General features: G+C 52.8%; 19 protein-coding genes and 4 pseudogenes. 14 read left to right on the forward strand and 9 right to left on the reverse strand.

Features of this window, described 5'->3' with window-relative positions; genetic code table 11:
- Positions 1–57 precede the first annotated feature (57 nt).
- From ACQG0T_RS10755 to ACQG0T_RS10765, 3 genes and pseudogenes are all read left to right on the forward strand, one after another.
- Positions 58–297, forward strand: coding sequence for a hypothetical protein (locus tag ACQG0T_RS10755; protein ID WP_426723790.1), 240 nt, complete (start codon positions 58–60; stop codon positions 295–297).
- Positions 297–604, forward strand: a pseudogene (locus ACQG0T_RS10760) (hypothetical protein). Before ACQG0T_RS10755 ends, ACQG0T_RS10760 begins: the two are co-directional and overlap by 1 nt.
- A gap of 88 nt (positions 605–692) precedes the next feature.
- Positions 693–1,896: pseudogene (locus ACQG0T_RS10765) on the forward strand (IS3 family transposase).
- Positions 1,897–2,341: 445 nt separating this feature from the next.
- On the opposite strand, the gene ACQG0T_RS10770 reads toward ACQG0T_RS10765, so the two are convergent.
- Complete coding sequence (locus ACQG0T_RS10770) at positions 2,342–3,037, reverse strand: DUF4145 domain-containing protein (RefSeq protein WP_426723791.1); 696 nt, start codon at positions 3,035–3,037, stop codon at positions 2,342–2,344.
- 527 nt (positions 3,038–3,564) lie between these two features.
- On the opposite strand from ACQG0T_RS10770, the pseudogene ACQG0T_RS10775 reads away from it, so the two are divergent.
- Positions 3,565–3,813 (forward strand): annotated as a pseudogene (locus ACQG0T_RS10775) (M3 family metallopeptidase); the annotation flags it as partial.
- A 260-nt stretch (positions 3,814–4,073) separates the two neighbouring features.
- Here the strand turns inward: ACQG0T_RS10775 and ACQG0T_RS10780 are convergent.
- Entirely contained in the window at positions 4,074–5,132 is a 1,059-nt protein-coding gene (locus ACQG0T_RS10780) for a YncE family protein (protein ID WP_040117596.1), read from the reverse strand.
- 164 nt (positions 5,133–5,296) lie between these two features.
- Between ACQG0T_RS10780 and fhuE the strand changes: the two genes are divergently transcribed.
- The gene (fhuE, locus tag ACQG0T_RS10785) at positions 5,297–7,465 is read left to right on the forward strand and encodes a ferric-rhodotorulic acid/ferric-coprogen receptor FhuE (RefSeq protein ID WP_023296543.1); all 2,169 of its coding nucleotides are present in this window, start codon (positions 5,297–5,299) and stop codon (positions 7,463–7,465) included.
- Positions 7,466–7,784: 319 nt separating this feature from the next.
- On the opposite strand, the gene ACQG0T_RS10790 is transcribed toward fhuE, so the two are convergent.
- Complete coding sequence (locus ACQG0T_RS10790; RefSeq protein WP_023296544.1) at positions 7,785–8,288, reverse strand: DUF1543 domain-containing protein; 504 nt, start codon at positions 8,286–8,288, stop codon at positions 7,785–7,787.
- Between the two features lie 326 nt (positions 8,289–8,614).
- Here ACQG0T_RS10790 and ACQG0T_RS10795 point away from each other — a divergent pair.
- A pseudogene (locus ACQG0T_RS10795) lies at positions 8,615–9,528 on the forward strand (extracellular solute-binding protein).
- Positions 9,529–9,542: 14 nt separating this feature from the next.
- Positions 9,543–10,289 (forward strand): molybdate ABC transporter permease subunit, encoded by a 747-nt coding sequence (locus ACQG0T_RS10800; protein WP_017384530.1) that lies wholly within the window; start codon positions 9,543–9,545, stop codon positions 10,287–10,289.
- A 320-nt stretch (positions 10,290–10,609) separates the two neighbouring features.
- Here the strand turns inward: ACQG0T_RS10800 and ACQG0T_RS10805 are convergent, their stop codons facing one another.
- The 3 genes from ACQG0T_RS10805 to ACQG0T_RS10815 all read right to left on the reverse strand — a co-directional run bounded on the left by ACQG0T_RS10805 (position 10,610) and on the right by ACQG0T_RS10815 (position 13,523).
- Positions 10,610–10,849 (reverse strand): DinI family protein, encoded by a 240-nt coding sequence (locus ACQG0T_RS10805; RefSeq protein ID WP_003857390.1) that lies wholly within the window; start codon positions 10,847–10,849, stop codon positions 10,610–10,612.
- A 95-nt stretch (positions 10,850–10,944) separates the two neighbouring features.
- Positions 10,945–12,165 (reverse strand): ISL3-like element ISKox3 family transposase, encoded by a 1,221-nt coding sequence (locus ACQG0T_RS10810; protein ID WP_000343760.1) that lies wholly within the window; start codon positions 12,163–12,165, stop codon positions 10,945–10,947.
- A gap of 95 nt (positions 12,166–12,260) precedes the next feature.
- Positions 12,261–13,523: an amino acid permease gene (locus ACQG0T_RS10815; RefSeq protein ID WP_271040816.1), complete on the reverse strand. Its 1,263-nt coding sequence runs from the start codon at positions 13,521–13,523 to the stop codon at positions 12,261–12,263.
- A 632-nt stretch (positions 13,524–14,155) separates the two neighbouring features.
- Here ACQG0T_RS10815 and ACQG0T_RS10820 point away from each other — a divergent pair.
- Together ACQG0T_RS10820 and ACQG0T_RS10825 are read left to right on the forward strand one after the other, a co-directional pair.
- Positions 14,156–14,521 carry a hypothetical protein gene (locus ACQG0T_RS10820; RefSeq protein ID WP_032104048.1) on the forward strand — a complete coding sequence of 122 codons (366 nt, stop codon included), beginning with the start codon at positions 14,156–14,158 and terminating at the stop codon, positions 14,519–14,521.
- A gap of 10 nt (positions 14,522–14,531) precedes the next feature.
- Positions 14,532–16,628, forward strand: coding sequence for a pyrroloquinoline quinone-dependent dehydrogenase (locus ACQG0T_RS10825; RefSeq protein ID WP_271040791.1), 2,097 nt, complete (start codon positions 14,532–14,534; stop codon positions 16,626–16,628).
- A 74-nt stretch (positions 16,629–16,702) separates the two neighbouring features.
- On the opposite strand, the gene ACQG0T_RS10830 is transcribed toward ACQG0T_RS10825, so the two are convergent.
- Positions 16,703–17,293, reverse strand: a complete 591-nt coding sequence (locus ACQG0T_RS10830; RefSeq protein ID WP_017694065.1) for a DUF4142 domain-containing protein — start codon at positions 17,291–17,293, stop codon at positions 16,703–16,705.
- A gap of 227 nt (positions 17,294–17,520) precedes the next feature.
- Here ACQG0T_RS10830 and ACQG0T_RS10835 point away from each other — a divergent pair, with 227 nt between their 5' ends.
- Together ACQG0T_RS10835 and ACQG0T_RS10840 are read left to right on the forward strand one after the other, a co-directional pair.
- Positions 17,521–17,799 carry a DUF1471 domain-containing protein gene (locus ACQG0T_RS10835; RefSeq protein WP_003857380.1) on the forward strand — a complete coding sequence of 93 codons (279 nt, stop codon included), beginning with the start codon at positions 17,521–17,523 and terminating at the stop codon, positions 17,797–17,799.
- A 304-nt stretch (positions 17,800–18,103) separates the two neighbouring features.
- Entirely contained in the window at positions 18,104–18,277 is a 174-nt protein-coding gene (locus ACQG0T_RS10840) for a GnsA/GnsB family addiction module toxin (RefSeq protein WP_006808842.1), read from the forward strand.
- Positions 18,278–18,456: 179 nt separating this feature from the next.
- Here the strand turns inward: ACQG0T_RS10840 and ACQG0T_RS10845 are convergent, their stop codons facing one another.
- Entirely contained in the window at positions 18,457–19,446 is a 990-nt protein-coding gene (locus ACQG0T_RS10845; RefSeq protein ID WP_045141548.1) for a 2-hydroxyacid dehydrogenase, read from the reverse strand.
- A gap of 210 nt (positions 19,447–19,656) precedes the next feature.
- On the opposite strand from ACQG0T_RS10845, the gene ACQG0T_RS10850 reads away from it, so the two are divergent.
- From ACQG0T_RS10850 to ACQG0T_RS10860, 3 genes are read left to right on the forward strand one after another with little or no spacing between them, the layout of a single operon-like run.
- Positions 19,657–22,296 (forward strand): YdbH family protein, encoded by a 2,640-nt coding sequence (locus ACQG0T_RS10850; protein ID WP_271040792.1) that lies wholly within the window; start codon positions 19,657–19,659, stop codon positions 22,294–22,296.
- Complete coding sequence (locus ACQG0T_RS10855) at positions 22,293–22,484, forward strand: YnbE family lipoprotein (RefSeq protein WP_003857369.1); 192 nt, start codon at positions 22,293–22,295, stop codon at positions 22,482–22,484. Before ACQG0T_RS10850 ends, ACQG0T_RS10855 begins: the two co-directional genes overlap by 4 nt.
- 7 nt (positions 22,485–22,491) lie before the next feature.
- Complete coding sequence (locus ACQG0T_RS10860; RefSeq protein ID WP_006808832.1) at positions 22,492–22,809, forward strand: YdbL family protein; 318 nt, start codon at positions 22,492–22,494, stop codon at positions 22,807–22,809.
- On the opposite strand, the gene feaR is transcribed toward ACQG0T_RS10860, so the two are convergent.
- Complete coding sequence (feaR, locus tag ACQG0T_RS10865; RefSeq protein WP_058685988.1) at positions 22,810–23,718, reverse strand: transcriptional regulator FeaR; 909 nt, start codon at positions 23,716–23,718, stop codon at positions 22,810–22,812. It lies immediately after the preceding gene.
- Positions 23,719–23,959 lie beyond the last annotated feature (241 nt).

A 23,959-nucleotide genomic window follows, 5' to 3' on the forward strand; every position in this document is an offset into this window, starting at 1 on the left:
CCACAACAAGGGAAGACCCATATGCATACAGTCAATAACTGAATGAGGGTGCAACTCATGCAGCGTAAATATGAGATACGGGCCGCATTCATTGAGGCCATACAGCTAAATCCCAAGGGTTACCGCTATCTCAGAACAGACAGCTTCATCGCGAAGTTGCGCGAAAAGAATTGGCACTTTACCCAGACCGATGCAAACCAGTGGATTGAGAGTTATCAGCCAGACTTCGCTGATAAGACTACTGACGAAAGTGAAAACCGTTACTGGATCTTACGTAACATGGGGAGGGTCTTCTGATGGGGTTTGTTTCGCCAGCTACTGACTTTGTTGAAGAACGACTGACTATCGATTCTGTGTGTGGCATTGACGGCAACTGCCGGGTGATAGAAACGTCGTGTGGGTGGGCCGTCATTAACGTTGCCATAAGAGCGGGAAATGGCGACACGCTGCTGGTACCATGGATGGCAGAAATCAGTTCGTGAAACTGCATGGTGCAGCTCTGATAACCGAAGATGGCGATGCGATAGAGGGGGAGGCTCTGGACGATGTAACAGTACATGGAGTTCTGACACATACGCTGAACAGGACAAGCAATGACAGGTGATGTAGCCCCCTGAAACACCAGACAGTAGCTGTATCTCCAGATAAGAGATAGGCTTGAATATATGTCTAACACTAACACCAATTTTGAGATGACCGGGATCCTGTTAGGGCAAGAAGTCCGTAAACGTAAAACTCCTCAGGAGAAGATCGCCATTATCCAGCAGACGATGGAGCCGGGTATGAATGTGTCCCCCGTGTCGCGCACCTGCATGGTATCCAGCCCAGCCTGCTGTTTAAGTGGAAGAAGCAATATCAGGAAGGCAGCCTCACCGCCGTTGCGGCTGGAGAGGAAGTCGTTCCTGCTTGACTGCTGCTCTGAAGCAGGTCCGGGAGCTTCAGCGCCTTCTGGGCAAGAAGACGATGGAAGTTGAGATCCTGAAAGAAGCCGTGGAGTACGGTCAGTCGCGAAAATGGATAGCGCACGCGCCCTTGTTGCCAAAAGGACGGGGAATAGCCATGGTCAGCCGGACCATGGGCGTGTCGCGTGCGCAACTGTCACTGCGGATTAACCGTTCTGCCGACTGGCAGGACAGGCGCTGTAACCGGCGTAATGAAGAAGCAGACGCAGAAATACTGTCGGCTATCCTCAACATTATCAGCGATATGCCGAGTTATGGTTATCGACGCGTGTGGGGCATCCTGCGCAAGCAACGTCGCACAGAGGGACAGCCACCTGTGAATGCCAAACGGCTTTACAGGATAATGAGCGAGCATAACCTGTTGTTGTTGCATCACAAACCAGAGCGACCGAAGCGTGAACATAAGGGCAAGATAGCGGTGGCAGAAAGCGATATGCGCTGGTGTTCAGATGGCTTCGAGTTCGGCTGCGACAACGGCGAAAAACTGCGGGTAACGTTCGCGCTGGACTGCTGCGACCGTGAGGCCATAGACTGGGCAGCAAGCACGGGAGGCTATGACAGTTCGACCGTGCAGGATGTGATGCTGAGGTCGGTGGAAAAGCGCTTCGGCGACAGGCTGCCCGACACAGCGGTGCAGTGGCTGACGGACAACGGTTCAGCATATACCGCGCATGAAACGCGGAGGTTCGCCAAAGAGCTGAATCTGGAGCCATGTACAACAGCGGTGAGCAGCCCGCAGAGCAATGGCATCGCCGGAAACGGTCGTGAAGACGATGAAGGAAGACTATATCGCGTTCATGCCGAAACCGGATGTGAGAACAGCCCTGCGAAACCTTGCAGCGGCGTTCACGCATTACAATGAAAATCACCCGCATAGTGCGCTGGGATATCACTCTAGAGAGAATACCGGCGGCAGCGGGCATCGTTAACTTAAGATACAAAAGCTGTCCGGAAATGGCGGGTCAAGATCAACAAGCAATGACAGGGAAATTGTTTGATGTGGCATGGTTGAGACATAAAAAAACCCGCATCAGCGGGCTTTTTTATCGCTTAGGAGCCGCGGCTCCTTTACGTATCCTTTTTTGTCCCCTCACCGTCTGGTCGGTGTCCTGCTGAGACTGCTAACTTCCTGTTATTGCTAGTGATGTCCTATCACTGTCCAATCATGATTGGTGGAGCTGGCGGGAGTTGAACCCCACGTCATTTTCCCGTTAAAAAATGGCAAAAATATCGGTAGTTATTCCCCCATTATTCCCCAACTCTTCCCCGTACAAATTTCAGGCACAAAAAAACCAGCCACAAGAGGCTGGTTTCATTGAATTTATTGGTCGGCACGAGAGGATTTGAACCTCCGACCCCCGACACCCCATGACGGAGCGTTATTTTTTTGGTCTTTTCACGCGAGGAGGTATCCTCTCAACGATATGTGTAGTTGTTTTAACACTTAAGACTGTTCGTTGAACAAACTGTTCGATCGAGTTTAGCAATTCATCGAATTCCCTTTTCATAGGGCTCCAACCTCGATGAGCCGCGGCATTACCTGCATCAACTACAGTCGACAAAATACTGGCTTCAGTATCCCCAATAAAACCTTCACCCTTGAGTTGTTTTATTTTTTCGTCAAGGTACAAACCAGGATGAATTTGAAGGATTTCTGTCGTCCGGTCAAAAATTGTCCTAAGTCCGATAGAAGCAAGTATTAGATGGCCAGACTTATAAGCAGAATACATTTCGTTGAAAATCTGAAATAGCTGAAAATCTACTGATTCGAGTTTTGGCACCCATGAAGGAGTTGGTATGTGATCAAAAGCTGGGTAGGTAGTGATCATGTCTATAGGCGTCTCTTTGATTTCACCATTTATGTAGTCATGAGTAGTATGTTCACTAAAGTGTTCATTCAAATGGTAAAATACGGTAGAGCATCCGTTACATTGAAGTAAGTGATGATCATATGTTCCGTATACAGGATGAACATCATCTTCCCATGCAACGAGGAGATGTCCATGCACAGTGCAATTTCGTTGCCCGCCACATGTCGGACAAAGTCCTTTTATCATAGTAACTTCACTGCTCAAAAATCACCCCATTAAACATGTATGATTATTTGCCAAAAATGATACAAGGAAAATTGTTCAACCGTATGATTTTTTCTTTAATTTCCTTCGCCATTATGGCTTTTTGATACGCGTAAGTTGTTGATTCATATAATCTAAAAATTATGATTTAATGGCGAAAAATAAATGTATGTATTTGATTGTTATAGATAACACGCGTGATTTAAAACCCCTTGTGTAGTTATAAAAAACATTCCCCCAAAGCCAAACACATCTTTTCACATGCGCGAAATTGTACCGGACAATCGACTCCAGACTGTTCGTTCTGATCAGCCATAAAGATCATATATCCTTCACTTTTTTGTGCGAAATTTGTTCATTTTTATCAAGTAGGAATGCATTTCAGATGGGAGTTCCTCCCCAAAATGATATGCAACTTACTGAATATTATGAGATTACATTTATGGTTTAAACAGGCGAAATTGTAGCGAAAATAGGTGTGTAACTATATGTTTATACTGAATAAACATATTAATTGAATAATATGCTTCGCCCATATCTTCGGCGGCGGCTACGCGGCGGGGTATTACGCCTATCTCTGGACGCAGATGCTGGCGGACGATGGCTATCAGTGGTTTGTCGAACAGGGCGGTTTGACGCGCGAAAACGGACAGAAATTCCGCGAGGCGATTTTGTCCCGCGGCAACAGCACTGATTTAGCTGAACTTTACCGGAACTGGCGCGGGCACGATCCGAAGATCGAACCGATGCTGGAGAATCGCGGATTGAGTGCGTAAGGCTTTTTAGTGTGGGAACAGAACCGGGCGCGAGGCCCGGTTTTTTCTTTCCCAAAATGAATCCTTAATTCTGCGAAATTTGCAGGAGGATAGGGGCCAGCTTCACGTAGCTACACCTTTACTTTTACCCAGTAAGGATCCCCGCGACTTTAGAACATCTGGCGCTTTAACCCGGCTTTATCCGTTGGCCGGACTAAATATACTGCTTCAGCGTCCACCTTTATAAGTCAGCCATCCCTCACAGGATGGCTGTATATTGTTTAATTTAATGAAATACGAACCACACTATCCGGGCCTTTCGTCGTGTTGTCGTCATTGAAGTCCTGCTTCACGGTTACGTATAACGTTTTACCGTCCGGTGTTACCAGAAGACTGTTGGGATGGCTGGTGAACGTCCAGCTGTTTTTCACAGCATAGCTCCCGGCGTCAAGCTGCAACACCTTCCTGGATTCGCGCTGAGTGATGAAAATTTCGTTGCGCTCAGCGTTAAACTTAATTCCCAGCGCATCGCCTTTAAGACGCTTGATAACTTTCCCGCTGCGCTCATCAAATACCAGTGTGGTTTTGGCTTTTGAATCATCAGTCACGAACAGGCGCCCGGTGGCCGGATCTTCTGCCATATTCAGGAACAAATACGCTTTTTTATCTCCCGGCGTCCAGCGCTGTTCGATTTTATACGTCTCCGGGTTAATCACCAGAATTTCACCGCCGCCATTGGCGGCATAAAGGCGGTCTGTCAGCGGCGAATAAATAATCCCCGTCACCCATTTCCCGGCATTTTCGATTCGGGCTTTTAGCGTCATGGTGTTGGCATCAACCACGGAGATAAACCCAGGGTCGGCAACGCCGCCGATAAACAGTTGTCCCTTGTGGAAGAGGATTTCACGCGCACCAACCGGGTCGCCATCCTTGTCTTTGCCTTCAAACATCAGGCGCTGTAGCACCTTGCCGCTTTGCACGTCCACTTTCGATACCCCGCCATCAAGGGTGTTGGTGGTGTAGTAGACCTTGCCATTATCGTCCGCTGCCATGCCGAAGTTTTTCAGGTCGGTGTGGGTTTCACCTTGCGTGGCAAGCGTTGTGGGATCCAGTTTAAAGAGCACCCCGCCATTGACGTTTTTGAAACTCTGTGCGCTCGCAACGTACAACGCGTTTGCCGTTGGGGAGTAAACCATCTCATACAGACCGTCAGCGAGTTCGCGCTGCTTGAGCTCAGCCGAACCCGGGAGGGCTGCTGACGCCGTTGCGCTCAGGGTTAACGCCGCGGTAAGAATGCTTAAGCCCCATGTCTTTCCTTTTAGCCAATGGAATGTGTTCATTTTTTGTTCCTGTCATGCGCGAGCCGCGCTGATTTTGATAAATATACATTTATTTACATTTAACTTACAAAATTACCTATGCATAATAAAGCAAATAATTATCATTTCCATTCTTATTTGGGTGAATGATTTGCACATAACGACAACAACAGACAGGTAACATGATGATTTTTAAAGGCAGGGCTAATCGCGCGAAAGCGCCCGCAGGGTTAATTCCTGCTTCCTTCTCACTTTCACTGCTTGCGCTGGCAATGTCCGCCGTCATGCACCCGGCACAGGCGGATGAAAATACGCAAGAACAAGAGATGGTTGTCTACGGTGACGGGAACGGGAGCGCCGACTCGCAGCAGGATTATGCGGTAAAAACCACGCGTTCAGGCACCAAAATGCTGCTGACCCCGCGCGATATCCCCCAGTCAGTCAGCGTCGTGACGCGCCAGCGTATGCAGGATCAAGACCTGCAAACCATTGACCAGGTACTTACCAATGCCACCGGCGTTTCGTCGCAGCAGGTTGATAGCGAGCGTTCCAGCTACTTTTCCCGCGGCTTTGAAATCACCAATTTCGCCTACGATGAGATCCCCACATCAATGGGCGACGCGTGGAATTTTGGCGATGCGCAGGAAGATACTGCCATTTATGATCGTATAGAGATAGTGCGTGGCGCAAACGGCCTGATGACCGGCGCTGGCGATCCGGGAGCAACGGTGAACATGGTGCGTAAACGTGCCGACAGTAAAACCTTCAGGGGCAACGTCAGCGCAAGTTACGGAAGCTGGAACAAACAGCGTTATGTGGGCGACATCTCCGCGCCCCTCAATTCCGACGGCAGCCTGCGTGGGCGCGTCGTGGCAGGTTATCAGGATCAGGACAGCTGGCTTGACAGATATGGCAAGCGCAAGAAATTTCTCTATGGCGTCATTGAAGGCGATGTAACGGAACACACGACGGCCTCGCTGGGCTGGGACTATCAGCAAACAAACACAGCCAACCCGACCTGGGGCGGATTACCCAGCCTGTACAGTAACGGCAGCCGTACCCATTACGATCGCAACGTCAATACCTCGGCAGACTGGACGGGATACTCCGTTGAGTCGCGTAAAGTTTTTGCTAACCTCACCCACAACTGGGATAACGGCTGGTCGGTGCGTTTCAATGGAACCCACGGCGAGCAAACGTTCAATGATACCCTGCTTTATGTGATGGGCAATCCGGACGCCACCACCGGAGAAGGCGCATCAGGCTGGGGTAGTAAGGATCGCGGCAAGCGCACTCTGGACGCCTTTGATGCCTACGCCAGTGGGCCTTTTGAACTTCTCGGGCGTCAACATCAGCTGATGGCCGGAGCCAACTATAGCCGACAGCACAATGCTACCTTCAGCAAAGACGGGCCAATGGACAGTGCTCAGATTGGCATCTTCAACAACAGCTGGGACGGCAGCGTGGCCGAGCCGGAGTGGGGCGACTGGTATCAAAATGCGGATGATATCGTGCGGCAAAAATCGGCGTATACGGCGGCACGCCTGTCGCTGGCGGATCCGTTGTCGCTAATCGTTGGCGCACGTTATACCCAGTACAGCTCAGATGGCAGCAGCGGCGATATGCGTAAATACAACACCACCCCTTACGGCGGGCTGGTGTATGACATCAACGACAGCCTTTCCGCTTACGCCAGCTATACCTCAATTTTTGCCCCGCAAACCAAACGCACGAAAGAGGGTGCATGGCTCTCTCCCATCACCGGTAAAAATTATGAAACCGGCCTGAAGGCAGACTGGATGGACGGTCGACTGACCACCAACGTTGCCGTATTCCGCATAGAACAGGAGAACGCGGGGGAGGAAATCAGCGGGGTATTCGTTAATGGATCCAGCGAACAAGCTTATCGCGCAACCAAAGGCGCAGTGAGCAAAGGGGCGGAATTTGAGGTGAACGGTGCCGTTACCGACAATCTACAGCTTACCTTCAGCGCGACCCGCTATGTTGCCCGTGATTCAGATGGCCGCTTCAACAGCTTTGCGCCGCAGACGCAGCTTAAGGTGTTCAGCCGTTACCGCGTCCCGGCGCTTCCGGATCTGACCGTAGGCGGCGGCGTGAACTGGCAGAATCAGGTGTACAAAGATGTCACCGGTCCGGACGGCGAGACGCAGCGCCTCTATCAGGGCAGCTATCCGCTCGTCGACTTGTTCGCGCAGTATCAGCTGACGAAACAGCTGGCGGTGCAGGCAAACGTTCGTAACCTGTTCGACCGCGAATACTACTCATACCTTGATGACTCTGCCGTCTATGGCGAACCGCGTAGCGTCTCGGTAAGCATGAGTTACACATTCTGATCTAATCAGCTTATCGCTATCCTGGCCATCACCTGTTCCGAAATGCGCTTCGGCCCCACCAGCGGCAACGACACGGCGATGGCCGCCATGCCATTGCCATCCTGGTAATGAATAATGTGCCGGTTTGAACGGGGGACGAGCCTGGTGCCGGAAACATTGGGCCAGTTAAAGAAGACGTATGTTGGATATGCAGTAAAACAGCCAGACGCAAAAGCGTAAATATTCAATGAACAGGACGCCCTCAGACTCGAGGGGCATCCTGAGCAATACTAAAAGGGGACCTGTTTCATCCTGAAGCAATGCGTCTCTTTTTGCAGTTTCATGCGCCTATCGGTAAATATCCCTGCCACTCTGGAAGATCGCGATGCCCTGTATCGCAGGGTGTCAGATGAATAAACAACCCTCCAACCTTTTCAAGCAACAGGCAATCATCAACCTCTTTTAAATTATCCTTATGTTGTTGATCGACACCGCAAAGTAGCGTTAGTAATGCTTTCTCCTTAGCCTGCCGGGCATTTTCGGCGACGAACAGATCATATTCGTGCAGTTCTGCAAGCGTATCCGGCCTGTAACCACCCGCATTGACGAAAAATAATCTCTTCGTAGACTGGGGCGGCTCCGGGGAAAGCGTGACAGAGTATCCGTCGGCCCACGTGATACGGCTATAGCCGTCTATATGAATTTTATCACTATCACCAAACCATGCTTCACGCAGTGCAGGCCAGGCATCATTGGGCTTACGTGCCGCCACAAACTGGATGTCGTGGACCTCAATATTGGATTTACCGGCATTTCCGCCGACATAAAACATATACAAATTCATACAACCCTCAGAAGTTATTTTAATCGCTATATATTTAACTATATAGCGAGTTGGGCTACAACTGTGCAAAAGACATTGATGACAATGAGTTCAAGATTCTTCTACGCAACGCCACGAGGAGTTTACGCAGCATGTTTCATGAACTATTGCCCACAATTGGATGACAACATCTGACTAAGTCGACCATGCACCACCCAGACCGATTTCCTTTTATTCAACCTTGCATCAACGGCGCGCTTGAGGAGGTTGTCATTGCGGTGATTTTTCTGGAAAATTCGATATATAAAAGAATACATAACGAGAGGGTGTTTATGGCTAGGAAACGAATGCAGGTTGTGCTGGTGGCGGTTGCGCTGCTGCAAATGCCATCCATGGCGCTGGCAAAGGATATCAGGGTGACTTATGCCGGTTCCATGGGCAAAGTAATGGACCAGGGGTTAGGTCCGGCTTTTTCCAGAGCAAATAACGACGGCTATCAGGGGCAGGGCCAGGGTGCATACGGGTTGGCACGCCTGCTTGCAAGCCACAAAATTGAGGCCGATGTGTTTGTCTCCATCACCCCGGGGCCGATGCAAATTCTCAAAGACGCCGGGCTGATAGATGAGGCGGTCCCTGTCGCCAGTACCAGCATGGTGGTCGCTTACAGTCCTGAGGGTAAACATGCAGCGCAGTTTGAACAGGCCAACAGAAAGAAAGACGGCTCGTGGCTGACTCTGCTGACGCAGAAAGATGTTTTATTTGGCCGCACCGATCCTTATGTCGACCCAAAAGGCCAGAATATTGTGTTTAGCCTGATGCTGGCGGAAAAGTATTACAACATGCCGGGCATCACCGATAAAATTTTAGGCTCGCTGCAAAACCCACAGCAGACTCATCAGGAAGGAGGGCTGCTGGCGCGTCTGGAAAGCGGTCAGGTGGATGCAGCAGCGGGATACGAGAGTGAAGTTCGCTCAGCGCATTTGCCGTATGTCGCGCTGCCGGATGAAATAAACCTCAGCAACCCGGCGATGACGAAACAGTGGTATGACACCGTCAGTTTTACCATTAAAGACAGCAAAGGCCAGGATCAAATTCTGCACACTCAACCAATGGTGTTCTATGCGGCGGTGCTGAAAAACGCGCCGAATGGTGTAGAACAGGGACAAAAGTTCGTATCGTTCATGCAGGCGCCGAGGGGCAGAAATTGTTCAAAGCGTTTGGCTACGCCGAACCTAAAGGAGACGGCTTATACGTCCGCTAAGAAAACCGGGCTGGGTGGCGGGGTGGTTATCTCTGCCCGCTATCCTGCTGTTAAGTATCCCCTTTATCACGCTGATTAGCGTCACGCCCTGGCATCATCTGAAGCTGGCCTGGCGCGACGACAGCGCCATTGCCGTCTCTATGGGACTGGGTGTGCTGGCACTCGGAATTATCATTCTTATCGGCATGCCGGTGGCATGGTGGCTGTCACAAGCCACGGGTCGAAAACGATTGATCGGTGAACTGCTGGTGATGATCCCTCTGCTGACGCCACCGCTGGCAATGGGGATTTTGCTGGTTTCGGCTTTCGGGCCTTATGGAGTGATTGGCCGCTGGCTTTCACTGTTGGGAGCTACGCTGGTAAATAATCCGGCGGCGTTTGTGCTGGCTCAGGTTTACGGCGCTTTGCCTTATTTTATCGTGGTGTCGCGTTCGGCGTTTGCCACTGTTCCCAAAAATATTCTTGAAGCGGGACAAACGTTGGGAGCTTCTCCCTGGAACCGCTTTCGTTTTCTTACATTACCCCTGGCATTGCCTGGGCTGGCTTCTGCCGTAACACTCGCCTGGGTTCGCGCGGTAGGCGAGTTCGGGATCGTGATGATCTTTGCTTATTTCCCGCAGGGTATACCGGTAAAGCTGTATACCAATCTGCAAAATGACGGGGTGGACACAGTATATACTTTGCTATGGATGCTGCTGGTAGTGACGCTTCCCCTGCCAATGGTCTGCTTTGCTCTTGGCAAACGAATGGCCAGGAAATGAACACCCCTTAGATCGTCCGTTCCTCGTTCATAGCGGATGAGCTTGCTCACGTTTCCTTTTCAGCGGGCTACCTCGAATAACCCCAAACCGGATTCTTCATAAAAGGCCACACACAGAAACCTCCAGTCAGTCAGACTGAAAGTACAGGGCAGGAAGAAAATGTGGCGCGCGCTGTATATGTCTTACAATCGGATCGGTGGGATTATGCTGGGGGAACCATGGAGGCGTAAATCGGCACGTCGCGATAGCGGAAGAAATTACGCAAAGTTAACGTTATATGCTATTTATCTCCCGAAGCCAGAACCGGGCTTTGCGCCCGGTTACTCTTGTATTAACCACATGTCCGACTCTTCGAACATCTCCTCAAGCATGCGGTTGAGCTTTTCACGGTCGCTTTTGCTGGCGTCGCTGTTCAGGCCGTTCGCTTGCATTGGCTTAACCGTCACGCTGGCATCAGGAAAAATCCGGTGCACGCGTTTTGTCAGTTCGGCCAGAATGATTTCCCTGGCTCCCTCCAGCCCCTGTACGTTTCGCTTGTCATAAACCAGTTCCACAAACATGATTGTTTACCTTATGGATATTACGCATGTGATTCAGCCTGAACGTAAAATACTACTGTATATGGGTGGGTCTTCCCCGATCATGGTGGGAAGGCTCAGAACGCCATATTCAGCTTTCCGTAGTGGAACATCACCCCCAGTTTAAAGCGCTCCCGGTTTCGGTATCCCCTGGCTTTTATCCTCAGCAGCCTGATCTTGCTGTTAAGTGCCTCCGCATTTCCGTTTGAGACACTGTGTCGCATCGCATTCAGGATCCCGTACAGCCTTTTTCCTATCGTTTTCGCGGCATTTTTCATCATGGGAACGTCACTGTTAGCCGCCAGCGCCAACCATCTCTGCCAGTCACTCCGTCTTTCCTCGCTCCATGGCCTGTTCCAGATATCCTTTGCCAGCTCTTTCAGCGCCCAGCACTGGCTCGTCAGCTTCATCTGTGCACGCAGCCACATCAGCTTTTCCTGCCGGGATTCGGTCATCCACTTATCGCTGTACTGCCACAGGAAGCGGGTTCCTTTTGCCTGGTGTCGGCTTTCAACAGGGAGGTGCGGATGTTCATTCTGACGGGTTTTATCAACTACCTCGCCCAGTTGCTTCGCCACATGGAAGCGGTCAAAGGCGATTTTCTCAACCGCACTGGGTAAGTGGATACGCGCTGCTCTTATATAGCCCGCGTTCATGTCCATTGAGAGCGTTTTGATAGCCAGCAACTGCCCATCAGTGAGCGTGCGAAGATAGCCGGCAAGACTCTCTGTGCCGCGATCATCCGTTAAGGCCAGCGCCCGACCATCGCGATCGGAGATCACCGTTATGTAACGATGTCCTTTTTTAAAGGCGACCTCATCCACATTCATATGACGGGCGGATAATGGCTTTTTTATCCGGGCAAGACCTCGCTTAACTGCCCGGGTCATAATGCCGTCAACCGCATTCCAACTGAGCTTAAGTTGCTTCCTGACAGCATCAACGGTGCTGATTTTCAGCCATGAGAGAACGAACGATTCGAATAGCAACGTATACCGGCTTCCGGGGCCAGCCCACGGAACAGGCAACGTCAGGCAGCCATGCTCCGGACACATAATTCGTGGAACATCGGCTTCAACAATAGTGGTGAACTGGCAGGTATCAAGATGGCGCCATTTACGATGACGGTGATCGTGAACAGAACAGGATTTACCGCAGGTCGGACAGGCTAGCCGGGTGTTTTCAGCGATCTCAATAGTGACAGTAACAGAACCGGCATTTTCATCGAGAGAAAGGGACTTTACCTGCCACGGATCGGACAGGTTGAGAATATGAGCGTAGAGGGACTTTTCATCCATGGCGGTGACCTCTGGCGATTAAATACACCATTATCATGCCTTCAGCCACCACAACAAGGGAAGACCCATATGGGTACAGTCAAACGGCGTTCAGACTAAAGCATTGTCCAGAGCAATGCAGACAGCGTTGCCAGCCCCCCCAATACGACCAAAAACACCGTCACGCCGCGAAGCTCTGCCAGCGAGGGGCGGGTGTATATGAGGTACGCCGGGATAAGGAACAGGATCACCGCGATCAGTGGTCCGCAGAACATTTCAATCAGGCTGAGCACATCCGGATTGGCATAAACAATGCCATAGGTCAGCAGGAACAGCGCCAGAGAGGCCAGCCGCTTGCTGGCGTTGGCCTTTTTGCCGGATACGCTGGCAGCCAACTGACCAAACGTTTGTGCGACCGACAGACCTACGCCGAGGAAGGATTTCGTCATACCGATGATAGCGATGAGCGGGGCAATGTGGTAAATCAGGCTGAAATCACCGTTTCCCTTCATCACCGACAGCACATTCAGGTTTTCCGCCTTCGCTCGCACAAAGTTGTCATGGGGGATCCCCAGCACGCAGCTCAGCACGAAAAAGAGGATACTGGCGAAGATAGCTAAGTAGGCGATACGGATCACGAACAGTGCCTTTTTCTCACCCTCCGCTTTCCTCTCCCGGTAGTAAGAGCTCAGCGGGGAGACCATAGGCGCACAGCAAAACGAGAAGGTAATAAGCGGCAGCGTCAGCCAGATATTTTTCAGCGTTACCGGCAGCGGCGTGGCGTTCATTTCAGCGGCCGTATCGGTCAGGTTAGACAGATGCCATCCCGGGATAAGTGATACGGCGATCAGCAGTACAGATGCCGCGAACGGCAGCGCCAGTGCGCTCATAATGGCCACGACTCTGTCCCGGCCCTTGCTAAGCACCACATACAGCGCAGCAACCACGATAAACGACAATGGCCCACGGCTGAGGGCGGTAATATGCAGATGCTCCACCAGTAAATTACTCAGCGCATTAATCAGCGCCACCCCGTAAACCAGGGTTACCGGGAAGAAGGTCACACAATAGAACAGGGTGATCAGCTTTTCACCCCTTCCGCTGAAGAAGGAGCCGAAGATCGGCAACGTGCCGTTTTCAGTCTTCTCTTTACGCATATATACACGACAAAGGAGTAAATGGGGGATCAGGGATAACGGCAGCCCCAGCAGGAGCATAACCAGAAAAATAACCGGACCACGGGTGCCGATTTCCACGGGAAGGAACAGTGTTCCCGCTCCGACGGCTGTACCATAAAGGCCCAGCGTCCAGATATTATCCTGCCAGTGCCAGTTAGAGCGTGTTGTAATATCAGCTGAGAGAGTTGTGGCTTTATTCATCATATTTTACCGCGTTGTTAGAGGGGCGACGACTTATTTAGTTTTTATCTGTCTGTAGTCGTCGCTGTGCCATTACGTCACGGGTGGGAGGGGTTTGATGTTGCATACCGAAAACCTTATGTGTATGCCTGCAATAACTATCGTTATTCTTTGACGATGCTTTAACAGGCGGTTAATTAAGAAAGGGATTTGTTAAATTAACGAACAAATAACGACTGACTTTCCCTGCCTGCACGTCTGTTAATTAAAGAATAAACACCCTGTTTTATTAAGTACCATAAGGCGCCATCATATTGAAGGGGGGCTTATTTAATTATTTTATTGGGCGTGAAATTATCCCGTTATGCCTGAAATTAAAAAACAGAATGTAGACAATCGTGTAACCCGCTCGTAGCTTTCGAACCGTCTTGTAACATAACGCTCTCTTTATGGTGGCGAAGGGGTTAAGGACGTCGTATGCCTGGTATTAAACGCCCCATAAGAAAATCCTCTTCTATACTCAGTTACGTTTAGTGAAATATGCCGCCGCTCCACACGTCGCGTTCCCTTAATAGCGGCGGGCAGCAGGGGTATACATTCACGAAAACGCCTTAATAATGGTCAATTTTGCATTTTAGAGGGGGGTTCCTGGTATGTTGCATTCTCAATCCTCGCGGGTCGGTAGCATTTTGCTGCTGCTGACCGCGATAATAGCCTTCGCGGTGGCGCTATATGCCTGGTGGACGCCGCTTACCGGCGTCACTGGCACCATTGGCGCACTGGGCGTGGTCATTGCCAGCGTAGTGCTGGCGATCCTGACCTTTATGTTACGTGCGGCATCGCGTCGCGGGGCGCGCGTTTTTCTGATTATTGTCACCCTGGTGGTGTTGGCGGGTATTGCTTTCGCCGCCGCGCTGCTGCACCAGTACATCATAACGGCAGCCATGGTGGTCGGCCTGATTGGTCTGATTATGCTGAGCAGCCATTCCGCTCGTTACAACCATCCCGTCAGAAGCTGAGGAGCCGCCCGTGCACAACGATAAGCATTATCCCTTCATAAAAGTCAGCATGACGGCGCTGGCGCTGCTGGTCGCTCCGCTCGCGCTACAGGCGCAGGATAAGGCCGCTGAAGCCTCTCAGGGGACACAGGAATCACTGAACATTGATGCGGCCGATCAGCAGGCGCCCGGAACCACAAAAACCACCGACGATGCCTCAACCGGCAGCGGTGATGGAAAGAAAGTCGCCTCGGCCAGCCAGCCAGCGACGCCGCTGGTGCCCGGCACCGCCACCTGGGACAGCTTCCACGGCCAGCTTAACGCGCAGAAATACAGTCCCCTGACCCAAATTACGGCGGATAACGTCGGGAAATTAACGAAAGTCTGGGAGTTCCATACCGGCGACGTCTCGGATGGTAAAGGCGATACGCCAGCTACCGTCTGGTCCGCAACGCCCATTTTCGCCAACGATACGCTCTACATCGGCACGCCATTCGATCGCCTGATTGCGCTGGATCCGGGGACGGGTAAAGAGAAGTGGCACTATGACACCAAATCGTCGCGCAAGGCGCTGACCCAGCCGGTGCTGAAAAATCGCGGCGTTTCCTACTGGCAGGCCAAAAATCCGGTGACGGGTGAGGCATGCCAGAAGATGGTCTATATGGGCACCGTTGACGGCAAGCTCTTTGCGCTGGACGCCGAGTCAGGCAAACCGTGCAGCGGCTTTGCGAACAACGGCGTGCTGGATCTGAACCAGTGGAACACCGTTAACGCGAAGTATCCGCTCTCTGTCCTGCAACCGCCAACCGTTGTCGGCAACCATCTGCTGGTGGGCTGGGCCGGGAAGGACTGGGCCTATGCCGAAGCCCCTCCGGGCACCGTATTTTCAGTCAACGCTCAGACCGGTAAGCTTGAGTGGACCTTTGAGGCGATCCCGGCAGAGATCCGCAAGCGTACCGGTACCGCCAACGTCTGGACGCACATGTCCGCCGACGAGGCTAACGGGCTGGTCTATCTCCCGGTCTCATCGCCGTCTCCCAACTATTGGGGCGGCAACCGCGTAGACGCTATTCCGCTTGGCACCTCGACCACCGCCCTGGACATCAACACCGGTAAAGTGGTCTGGTCACGTCAGTGGGTACACCACGACGTCTGGGATTACGATATCAACTCCGCCCCGACGCTGATGGACATCACCGTAGACGGCAAGCAGATCCCGGCGCTGGTGCAGGCCACCAAGCAGGGTTTCCTGTTTGTGGTTAACCGCCTGACGGGGGAGGACGTATGGCCAATCGAAGAACGTCCGGTTCCGCAGGGTGATGGTTCGGTCCAGGGCGAAGTTCTCTCGCCCACGCAGCCATTCCCGACCAAACCCGCGCCGCTGCTCGACCAGTCGAAAAAACCGGAAATCTGGAAGCTGGCGGATATCGTCGGTGGCGGCCAGTGCTCCCGTCTGTGGGATAACCTGACCTATGAAGGAATGTATACCCCGCCGACCACCAAAGGCGAAGGCACGCTCACCTATCCCGATAGCGCCGGCGGCGTCCAGTGGGGTGGGGTGGCGTTCGATCCGCAAAAACAGATCGCCATCGTCAACACCTCGCATATCGTCCAGTACGTGAAGCTGTACAGCCGTGAGGATTACGATAACGCAGACAAAGACTCCGGCAACGAAAGCGGCTTTGCCCCACAGGAAGGCGCCCCGTACGGTATGCGTCTGCTGGTGGCGAGCAACTGGCTGGGCATGCCGTGCTGGCAACCGCCGTTTGGTGAAATCGTGGCGCTGGACATGCACACGGGCGATGTGAAATGGCGTCGTCCGGTTGGCGCCTCCCAGCAGTATGGCTTCTTCATGCCGGAAAGCTGGGGTTCGCCTACCATTGGTGGTCCGGCAGTGACGGCGGGCGGCGTGATCTTCATCGGTGCTTCAATGGATGCCAAAGTGCGTGCCTACTCGGTAGAGAGCGGTGAAGAGCTGTGGTCCGATCAGGCCGAAGCTCCGGCGGTAGCGAACCCGTCCGTCTATGAATATAAAGGTCGCCAGTATGTGGCCTTCGTGGCAGGCGGGAATACGATCCTGAAGGATCAGGTGGGCGATCAGGTGGTGGTCTACGCCTTGCCGGAATAATTCAGCAGGAAGGGGAAATAAACGTGGGGCCTGCGGGCCCCACTTTATTTTGCAGTAGTCGTTTTACCGACGCGTTATTTATCGGCTGATGCGCCAGCACGCGTTGACATCTGCTCGGCGGACTTCAGATGCTGCTCAACGACCGGAGTGTGCTCGTTGGCCAGAGCCTTCACATCCGGATCGTCGATTTTACTGGCGTCGCTCTTAAGCTTCGACAGCACCTTCTCGTGGTCCTTCACGCCAGCATATTCCATATACATTTTGTCAAAAGCGTCACCGCGCTGGTTTTCCAGCCTTGAGTTCAGGGCTTTATGCGCGGCGTCTGGTTCGGTCGGCAGCTCCACGCCCTTTTTCTGGGCAACGGTCTTGACTTTGGTCAGCGCGGCGCCGTGATCGTCGACCATTTTCTGGGCGAATGTTTTCACTTCACTGGTTTGGGCCTTGTCGAGGGCGAGCCTGGCGGCGGCAACTTCGTTGATATTGGCCTGCGCCATGTCCTTCAATGCTTTCTCGTCGCCGGAGCTGAGTCTGGCGTCCGGTTGAGCCTGGCCCGCAGTTTGAGTTTGCGCGGCGCTGGTTGTCTGGGCTTGTACGCCAACGGTGCTGAACATTGCTGCAACTGCTGATACGGCTAGCAGCCTTTTCAGGGTTTTACTCGTGTGCATATTGTTCTCCTGATGGTCATGGTACAGGTAAGTTTCGGTTGCTTCAGGCGCAACCGGCAGATAAATGACGACTGCACAGGTCAGTATAGTAGATGAACCTGCTGTACCCGCTGTTCAGGTCAGTAATGGCTGGTCGTGATGCTCAATCCTTCTACAATATTGATACGGATCATTTACATATTTGCTGCTAATGTTAAATATATAGATTCATCAACAGGAGGAATGATATGAAAAAAGCACTATTAGGGAGTGTATTGGCTTTAACAGTAGCAAGCTTCGGCGCGTCTGCGGCAGATATGATTTCCAAGGATGAAGCGCACCACTTCAAGCTTGAATACCTTGGTAATGTATCTGTAGGGGCTTCAGGTGGACAAATTTCTTCACCTTCAGATCTTCATCAAAAACTCTCAAAACTGGCAGACGAGAAGGGCGGGAAATACTACGTCATCATTGCTGCCCGCGAGCATGGCCCTAACTTCCAGGCCGTTGCAGAAGTCTTTAAATAATTTTCTCGAATAACACAAAAACCCGCTAATGGCGGGTTTTTGCTTACAAACAGCCAAAAAAATGCCCCTGATGCGGGGCGAGTGTGAGTCAAAGCTTTTCTTATATTTATCTTTTTTGTGCTCTAAGGCTTTGGGACAATAACACCTTGTTTAAATAATGCAATCTAAATGCATATTTAAATGCGACGGCAGCATACGTTACACAGATAGTCTACTCTTTACATACAGTTATGGTTAAAGGCAGTTAATCGTTAGCTGTCGCCTGCTGGAGAATGGAAACAGTAAACGGTTGCAAGAGGTAAACATGAACGTTGACGCACTGACGCAAAAGGCAGAAGAAGAAATTTCAGCGCTTATAACCAAAAAAATTTCAGAGTTACGTAAAAAAACAGGGCAGGAAGTGTCTGAAATTGAGTTTATCGCTCGTGAAGCCATGACAGGCCTCGAGGGGTATGAGGTAAAAATCAAACTTATTTAAGCGAAATTATTACCTGTTTTCGGGTTACTGGATAAAACAGAGCGGCAAACGTCAGCTAAGACTATCCTGCGCGTGGCAGGATTGAAGCCTAAAAGCCCGGTGACGCTGCGCTTACCGGGCCTACAATTAACGCAATCCACAGGCCGGGCAGGGCGTAGCCGCCACCCGGCTTACCAGGCTTACACTATCGCGTTCGGGCACGCTTCGCCCTTTTCGAGTTGACGCAAATTCCCCAGCGTGGTTTCCGAAATGCTGATCAGCGCTTCGGCGGTCAGGAACGCCTGGTGCCCTGTGAACAACACGTTGTGACAGGCAGACAGGCGACGGAACACGTCGTCCTGGATCACGTCATTAGATTTATCCTCAAAGAACAGATCGCGTTCGTTCTCGTACACATCCATACCCAACGCGCCGATTTTTTGCGTTTTCAACGCTTCGATAGCCGCCTGAGAGTCGATCAGCCCGCCGCGGCTGGTATTGATGATCATCACGCCGTCTTTCATCTGATCGAACGCCGACTGGTTAAGCAGATGATAGTTCTCCGGGGTCAGCGGACAGTGCAGGGAGATAACGTCAGACTGCGAGAAGAGCGTTTTAAGATCGACATACTCCACGCCAAGCTCCAGCGCAGCGGCGCTTGGGTACGGATCAAACGCCAGCAGGCGCATGCCAAATCCTTTCAGGATGCGAAGGGCGGCCACGCCAATTTTGCCGGTACCGATGACGCCTGCGGTTTTACCGTACATGGTAAAGCCGGTCAGCCCTTCCAGAGAGAAGTTAGCATCACGGGTTCGCTGATAGGCACGGTGAATACGACGGTTGAGCGACATCATCATCCCGACCGCATGTTCTGCCACGGCTTCCGGAGAATAGGCCGGGACGCGAACGACCTTCAGACCCAGCTCTTTGGCGGCATCGAGATCGACGTTGTTAAAGCCCGCGCAGCGCAGGGCAATGTATTTCACGCCCTGTTTTTTTAACTCTTCCAGCACCGGTCGGCTACCGTCGTCGTTAACGAAGATACACACGCCTTCGCAGCCGTGGGCGGTTTTAGCCGTCTTTTCAGTTAGCAGAAAGTCGAAAAAATCAAGATCGAAACCGTACGTCTCGTTAACATGTTGCAGATACTTTTTGTCGTACTGCTTTGTGCTATATACCGCGAGTTTCATAAGACTTTCTCCAGTGATTTTGGAACCACGTTAGCATGTTTAAAATTATCTTACAATTTTTCAAAATTCATTGAAATCAATAAGTTCTATGAATTATTGTAGAGCATCTACTCTTAAAAATGGCATTACCTTCAACTGACTGGCTAAACATGCGACAATGAGCGGCAAGAACGGCTTATTTTTTTCGCAAAATCAGGATATTAACTGCCCATGAAGGGTAAATACAAAGCCGCAATCGCGCTATTACTGCTGCTATTTCTTGTGCCGCTGACGCTGCTGATGACGCTCGCCCAGTGGGTACCCACGCTCGCCGGGATCTGGCTCCCCGTTGGAACGCGTATCGCGTTTGAAAAAAGCCCACGGCTCACACGTCACGCCCTGATCATCCCCGATCTCCGCTATCTGGTAGAAGAGTGTGAAATTGCCCGCGTGGAAAACGTGACTCTGTCACATCCCAGCCGCTGGGATCTGGATATTGGCGCACTTACACTTAACTCTGTCTGCCTGAGCAAATTACCGCAGTCAGCGCCCTCAACGGTGGCGCCGAAAACGCTGGCGCAGTGGCAGGCCATCCTGCCCAACACCTGGCTGACCATCCATCGCTTTACCCTTTTTCCCTGGCAGCAGTGGGAGGGTGAGCTGCATGCTTCACTGACGCCAGCCCGCCAGGACATCACCTATAAAGGCGAGCAGGTGAGCATTAAGGGGCAGTTACGCGGCCAGACCCTTTCCATCAGCCAGTTCGATGTGCAACTGCCGGATCAGCCGCAGCCCGTGAAGCTGGTCGGTGAATTTACCCTGCCGCTGGTGCCGGACGGCGTGCCGGTGAAAGGGCATACGGTCGCGACCTTTAACGTGCCACAGTTATCCTCGCTGGTCGATGCCGAACTGGACTGGGAGGACAATCAGGGCCAGCTGGTGGTCATGGCGCGGGACAACCCCGATCCGCTGCTCGATTTACCGTGGCAGATCACCGCTCAGCAGTTGACCATCAGCGACGGACGCTGGAACTGGTTAGCCTCCGGCGTGCCAATGAGCGGACGCGTCGGGCTGAAAGTGGATAACTGGCAGCAGGGGCTGGAGAAAGCCACCTTCACGGGGCGGCTCAACGTGCTGACCCAGGGGGATGCGGGTAAGGGCAACGCGGTGCTGAATATCGGTCCCGGCTCGCTCAGTATGGATAACAGCGCTATGCCGCTGCACCTGAGCGGGGAAGCCAAGCAAAACGATCTGATCCTGTATGCCAGGCTCCCGGCGATGCTGACCGGCAGCCTTTACGATCCGCAGCTTACGTTTGAACCCGGCGCTTTATTGCGCTCGCGCGGGCGCATCATCGACTCGCTGGATATCGATGAGATCCGCTGGCCGCTGGCGGGCGTGAAGCTCACGCAGAAGGGCGTGGACGGCCGCCTGCAAGCCATTCTGCGGGCGCATGAAAACGAGATGGGCGATTTTGAGCTGCATCTGGACGGCCAGGCTAACGACTTTTTACCGGACAACGGTTTGTGGCAGTGGCGCTACTGGGGTAAAGGGAATTTCACGCCAATGAACGCGCGCTGGGATGTCCGGGGAACCGGGGAGTGGCGCGACAACGTTATCGAACTGACCGATCTTTCCACGGGGTTCGACAAATTGCAGTACGGTACGATGCTGGTCAGCAAGCCGCGCCTGGTGCTGGATCACCCGGTGCGCTGGTCGCGGGACCCGGATAACCCCACCTTTAGCGGCGCGCTCGCGCTTAACGCCGGGCAAACAAGCTTTTCAGGCGGAAGCGTGCTGCCGCCGTCCGTTTTGACCTTCAGTGTTGACGGGACAGACCCGACGGTGTTCCAGTTTAAAGGGAACCTGCATGCGGACGACATCGGCCCGGTCCAGGTGAATGGACGCTGGGACGGCGAACGCCTTCGCGGTCAGGCCTGGTGGCCAAAACAGTCTCTTACGGTGTTTCAGCCGCTGATCCCGCCAGACTGGAAAATGACCCTGCGCGGCGGCGAAATGTACGCGCAGGTGGCTTTCTCCGCGGCCCCCGATCAGGGGTTTGAGGCCGGGGGGCACGGGGTGCTGAAAGCGGGCAGCGCGTGGATGCCGGATAACGAGATCAACGGCGTGGATTTTGTTCTTCCGTTCCGCTTAAGCCAGGGTACCTGGTCGCTGGGCACGCGCGGGCCGGTAACGTTACGAATCGACGAGGTGAAAAACCTGGTCACAGCCCGAAATATCACCGCGGATCTCCAGGGCGATTATCCCTGGACCGAAGCGAACCCGCTCCTGCTCACCAACGTGAAGGTGGAAGCGCTCGGCGGGAAAATCACCATGCAGCAGTTGAGAATGCCGCAGCACGATCCGGCTTTACTGCGCGTGGGTAATATTTCCTCCAGCGAACTGATAAGCGCGGTGAATCCGAAGCAGTTTGCCATGTCCGGCCCGGTGAGCGGCGCACTGCCGTTCTGGCTGGGCAATGAAAAATGGATCATTAAAGATGGCTGGCTGACCAACCCGGGGCCGATGACGCTGCGCATCGACCAGGACACGGCGGATGCCATTGTGAAAGACAACATGGTTGCCGGGGCGGCGATCAACTGGCTCCGCTATATGGAAATTTCGCAGTCGTGGACAAAACTCAATGTGGATAATCTGGGTGTGTTAACCATGCAGGCGGCCATCAAAGGCACCAGCCGCGTCGAAGGTAAAAGCAGTTTCGTAAACCTGAATTACACCCATGAAGAGAACATTTTTACCCTCTGGCGCAGCCTGCGCTTTGGGGACAATCTGCAAACATGGTTTGAGCAACATGCGGCGATACCCCTTCTCCGCGGTTCGACAGGCAAGGAAAGTGAGGAACAACAATGAAAAAGAGGGCTGGTGTACTCACCGTGGCCGTCGTCGCGCTGCTGTCAGGCTGCACGCCGCGCATTGAAGTGGCGGCGCCCAAAGAGCCGATCACCATCAACATGAACGTGAAAATCGAGCATGAAATCCATATCAAGGTGGATAAAGACGTTGAAGCCCTGCTGAAATCCCGCAGCGATCTGTTCTGAGGATGTCATGAAACGATTAGCTCTGATGTTACTGGCGCTGGGGATGAACGTTCACGCCGCCACGCTTACGCTCAACGATGCGCGTGCCCAGGGGCGCGTAGGGGAAACCCTGAGCGGCTATCTTGCGCCCGTTCAGCACGACGCTGAAACCCTGGCGCTGGTGAACCGTATCAACGCCGCACGCACGGAAAGTTACCAGCAGCTGGCTGACAGTAATAATTTACCCGTCGACGAGGTGGCGAAAATGGCGGGACAAAAGCTGGTGGCCCGCGCGCAGCCGGGTGAGTACGTGAAGGGAATTAACGGCAAGTGGCTGAAAAAATAGCTAGCGATAACGCCTGCGGTATTCGCCCGGCGAAACCCCGAAACGCTGCTTAAAGGCGGTGGAAAAATGGCTATGGTCGGTGAAACCCCAGCTGTAGCCAATCCCCGCCAGCTTTTCGTCATCGCTGATGGAACGCAGCGCCTGAGCGCATAAATCGAGGCGACGGTTCTTAATATACTGCGCTACCACCAGCCCTTTCCCGGCAAACATGCGGTACAAGCTACGCACGGACATGCCGCTCTCTGAAGCTATCCACTCCGGTCTTAACGCCTCCGACTGAATATGATCATCAATCAGGGACAGAACGTGGCGGAACTGACGCTCCTTGCGCGGCAGCACCTCGTCACGCTGCTGGAAGGCCGGACGCAGCAGACACACCATCGCCTCAAGCGCCGCTTCGCTTTCACTGGCGCTGAGATCGGCATTGCCCATGCTCTCCTGTAGCAGTCGGTAGCTCAGCTGTACGGTAGGCAGACTGCGGGAGAGGGGCAGCGCGCATCTCACTTCCTGAAAACGCGCGTGTTGCTCAATGATTTGTCGCGGGAGCAGCAGCGAAATCTGGCGGGAACGCTCCTGCCAGTAAATGGAGCACGGGCGGGAGGCGTCAATCAGCGTGATATCCCCGGCTTTCAGCATCGCGCGCTGGTCGTCCTGTTCGATTCCGGCGCTGCCTTCCAGCTGAAACACGGTGTAGAACCAGGCGTCGTTGCCGTTTTTGATCTCCTGACGGGTGCGAAACAGGTTAACGCCTGCGGAGGTCACCGTGCTCAGCTTCAGACTTTGGGTGTAGCTGGTTTCCAGCTCGCCGAGAAACGCCCCCTCTAACGGACGTGCCGCAAAGCGCCCACAAACCTGGTTAATTTGCGCCAGCCACTGCTGAAAATTGTCCTGTTCGCTTGCACACGCCATTGTTGTTCTCGCTGCACCGTCACTGTTTTCGCATTGTTGCATTTATGTTGCATTTTGTCAGGGCTACGAGGCTGACTATAGGAAAGAACACTCAACGGATACAGCGATATAAGCGGGAATTATCACGATTTGCGGACCCTGTCACAGCTGGCAAAGCGAATGTCACACAGACAAAAGCAGGAATGCGAATCCCCTCTTAGACTGCATACACACCCTGCGAAGCATAACGAAGGAGTATTCT

The organism is Enterobacter cloacae complex sp. 302F9 (genome assembly GCF_050030335.1).
Lineage (GTDB): Bacteria > Pseudomonadota > Gammaproteobacteria > Enterobacterales > Enterobacteriaceae > Enterobacter > Enterobacter hormaechei_C.

What these genes read in the sequence shown, in the direction of transcription:
- ACQG0T_RS10835 (WP_003857380.1), top strand. Translation starts at nt 17,521, where the DNA reads ATGAAAAAAGCACTATTAGGGAGTGTATTGGCTTTAACAGTAGCAAGC.
- ACQG0T_RS10820 (WP_032104048.1), top strand. Translation starts at nt 14,156, where the DNA reads ATGTTGCATTCTCAATCCTCGCGGGTCGGTAGCATTTTGCTGCTGCTG.
- ACQG0T_RS10815 (WP_271040816.1), bottom strand. Translation starts at nt 13,523, where the DNA reads ATGAATAAAGCCACAACTCTCTCAGCTGATATTACAACACGCTCTAAC.
- ACQG0T_RS10845 (WP_045141548.1), bottom strand. Translation starts at nt 19,446, where the DNA reads ATGAAACTCGCGGTATATAGCACAAAGCAGTACGACAAAAAGTATCTG.
- fhuE (WP_023296543.1), top strand. Translation starts at nt 5,297, where the DNA reads ATGATTTTTAAAGGCAGGGCTAATCGCGCGAAAGCGCCCGCAGGGTTA.
- ACQG0T_RS10830 (WP_017694065.1), bottom strand. Translation starts at nt 17,293, where the DNA reads ATGCACACGAGTAAAACCCTGAAAAGGCTGCTAGCCGTATCAGCAGTT.
- ACQG0T_RS10840 (WP_006808842.1), top strand. Translation starts at nt 18,104, where the DNA reads ATGAACGTTGACGCACTGACGCAAAAGGCAGAAGAAGAAATTTCAGCG.
- ACQG0T_RS10850 (WP_271040792.1), top strand. Translation starts at nt 19,657, where the DNA reads ATGAAGGGTAAATACAAAGCCGCAATCGCGCTATTACTGCTGCTATTT.
- ACQG0T_RS10860 (WP_006808832.1), top strand. Translation starts at nt 22,492, where the DNA reads ATGAAACGATTAGCTCTGATGTTACTGGCGCTGGGGATGAACGTTCAC.
- ACQG0T_RS10855 (WP_003857369.1), top strand. Translation starts at nt 22,293, where the DNA reads ATGAAAAAGAGGGCTGGTGTACTCACCGTGGCCGTCGTCGCGCTGCTG.
- ACQG0T_RS10790 (WP_023296544.1), bottom strand. Translation starts at nt 8,288, where the DNA reads ATGAATTTGTATATGTTTTATGTCGGCGGAAATGCCGGTAAATCCAAT.
- ACQG0T_RS10755 (WP_426723790.1), top strand. Translation starts at nt 58, where the DNA reads ATGCAGCGTAAATATGAGATACGGGCCGCATTCATTGAGGCCATACAG.
- ACQG0T_RS10810 (WP_000343760.1), bottom strand. Translation starts at nt 12,165, where the DNA reads ATGGATGAAAAGTCCCTCTACGCTCATATTCTCAACCTGTCCGATCCG.
- ACQG0T_RS10805 (WP_003857390.1), bottom strand. Translation starts at nt 10,849, where the DNA reads ATGTTTGTGGAACTGGTTTATGACAAGCGAAACGTACAGGGGCTGGAG.
- feaR (WP_058685988.1), bottom strand. Translation starts at nt 23,718, where the DNA reads ATGGCGTGTGCAAGCGAACAGGACAATTTTCAGCAGTGGCTGGCGCAA.
- ACQG0T_RS10780 (WP_040117596.1), bottom strand. Translation starts at nt 5,132, where the DNA reads ATGAACACATTCCATTGGCTAAAAGGAAAGACATGGGGCTTAAGCATT.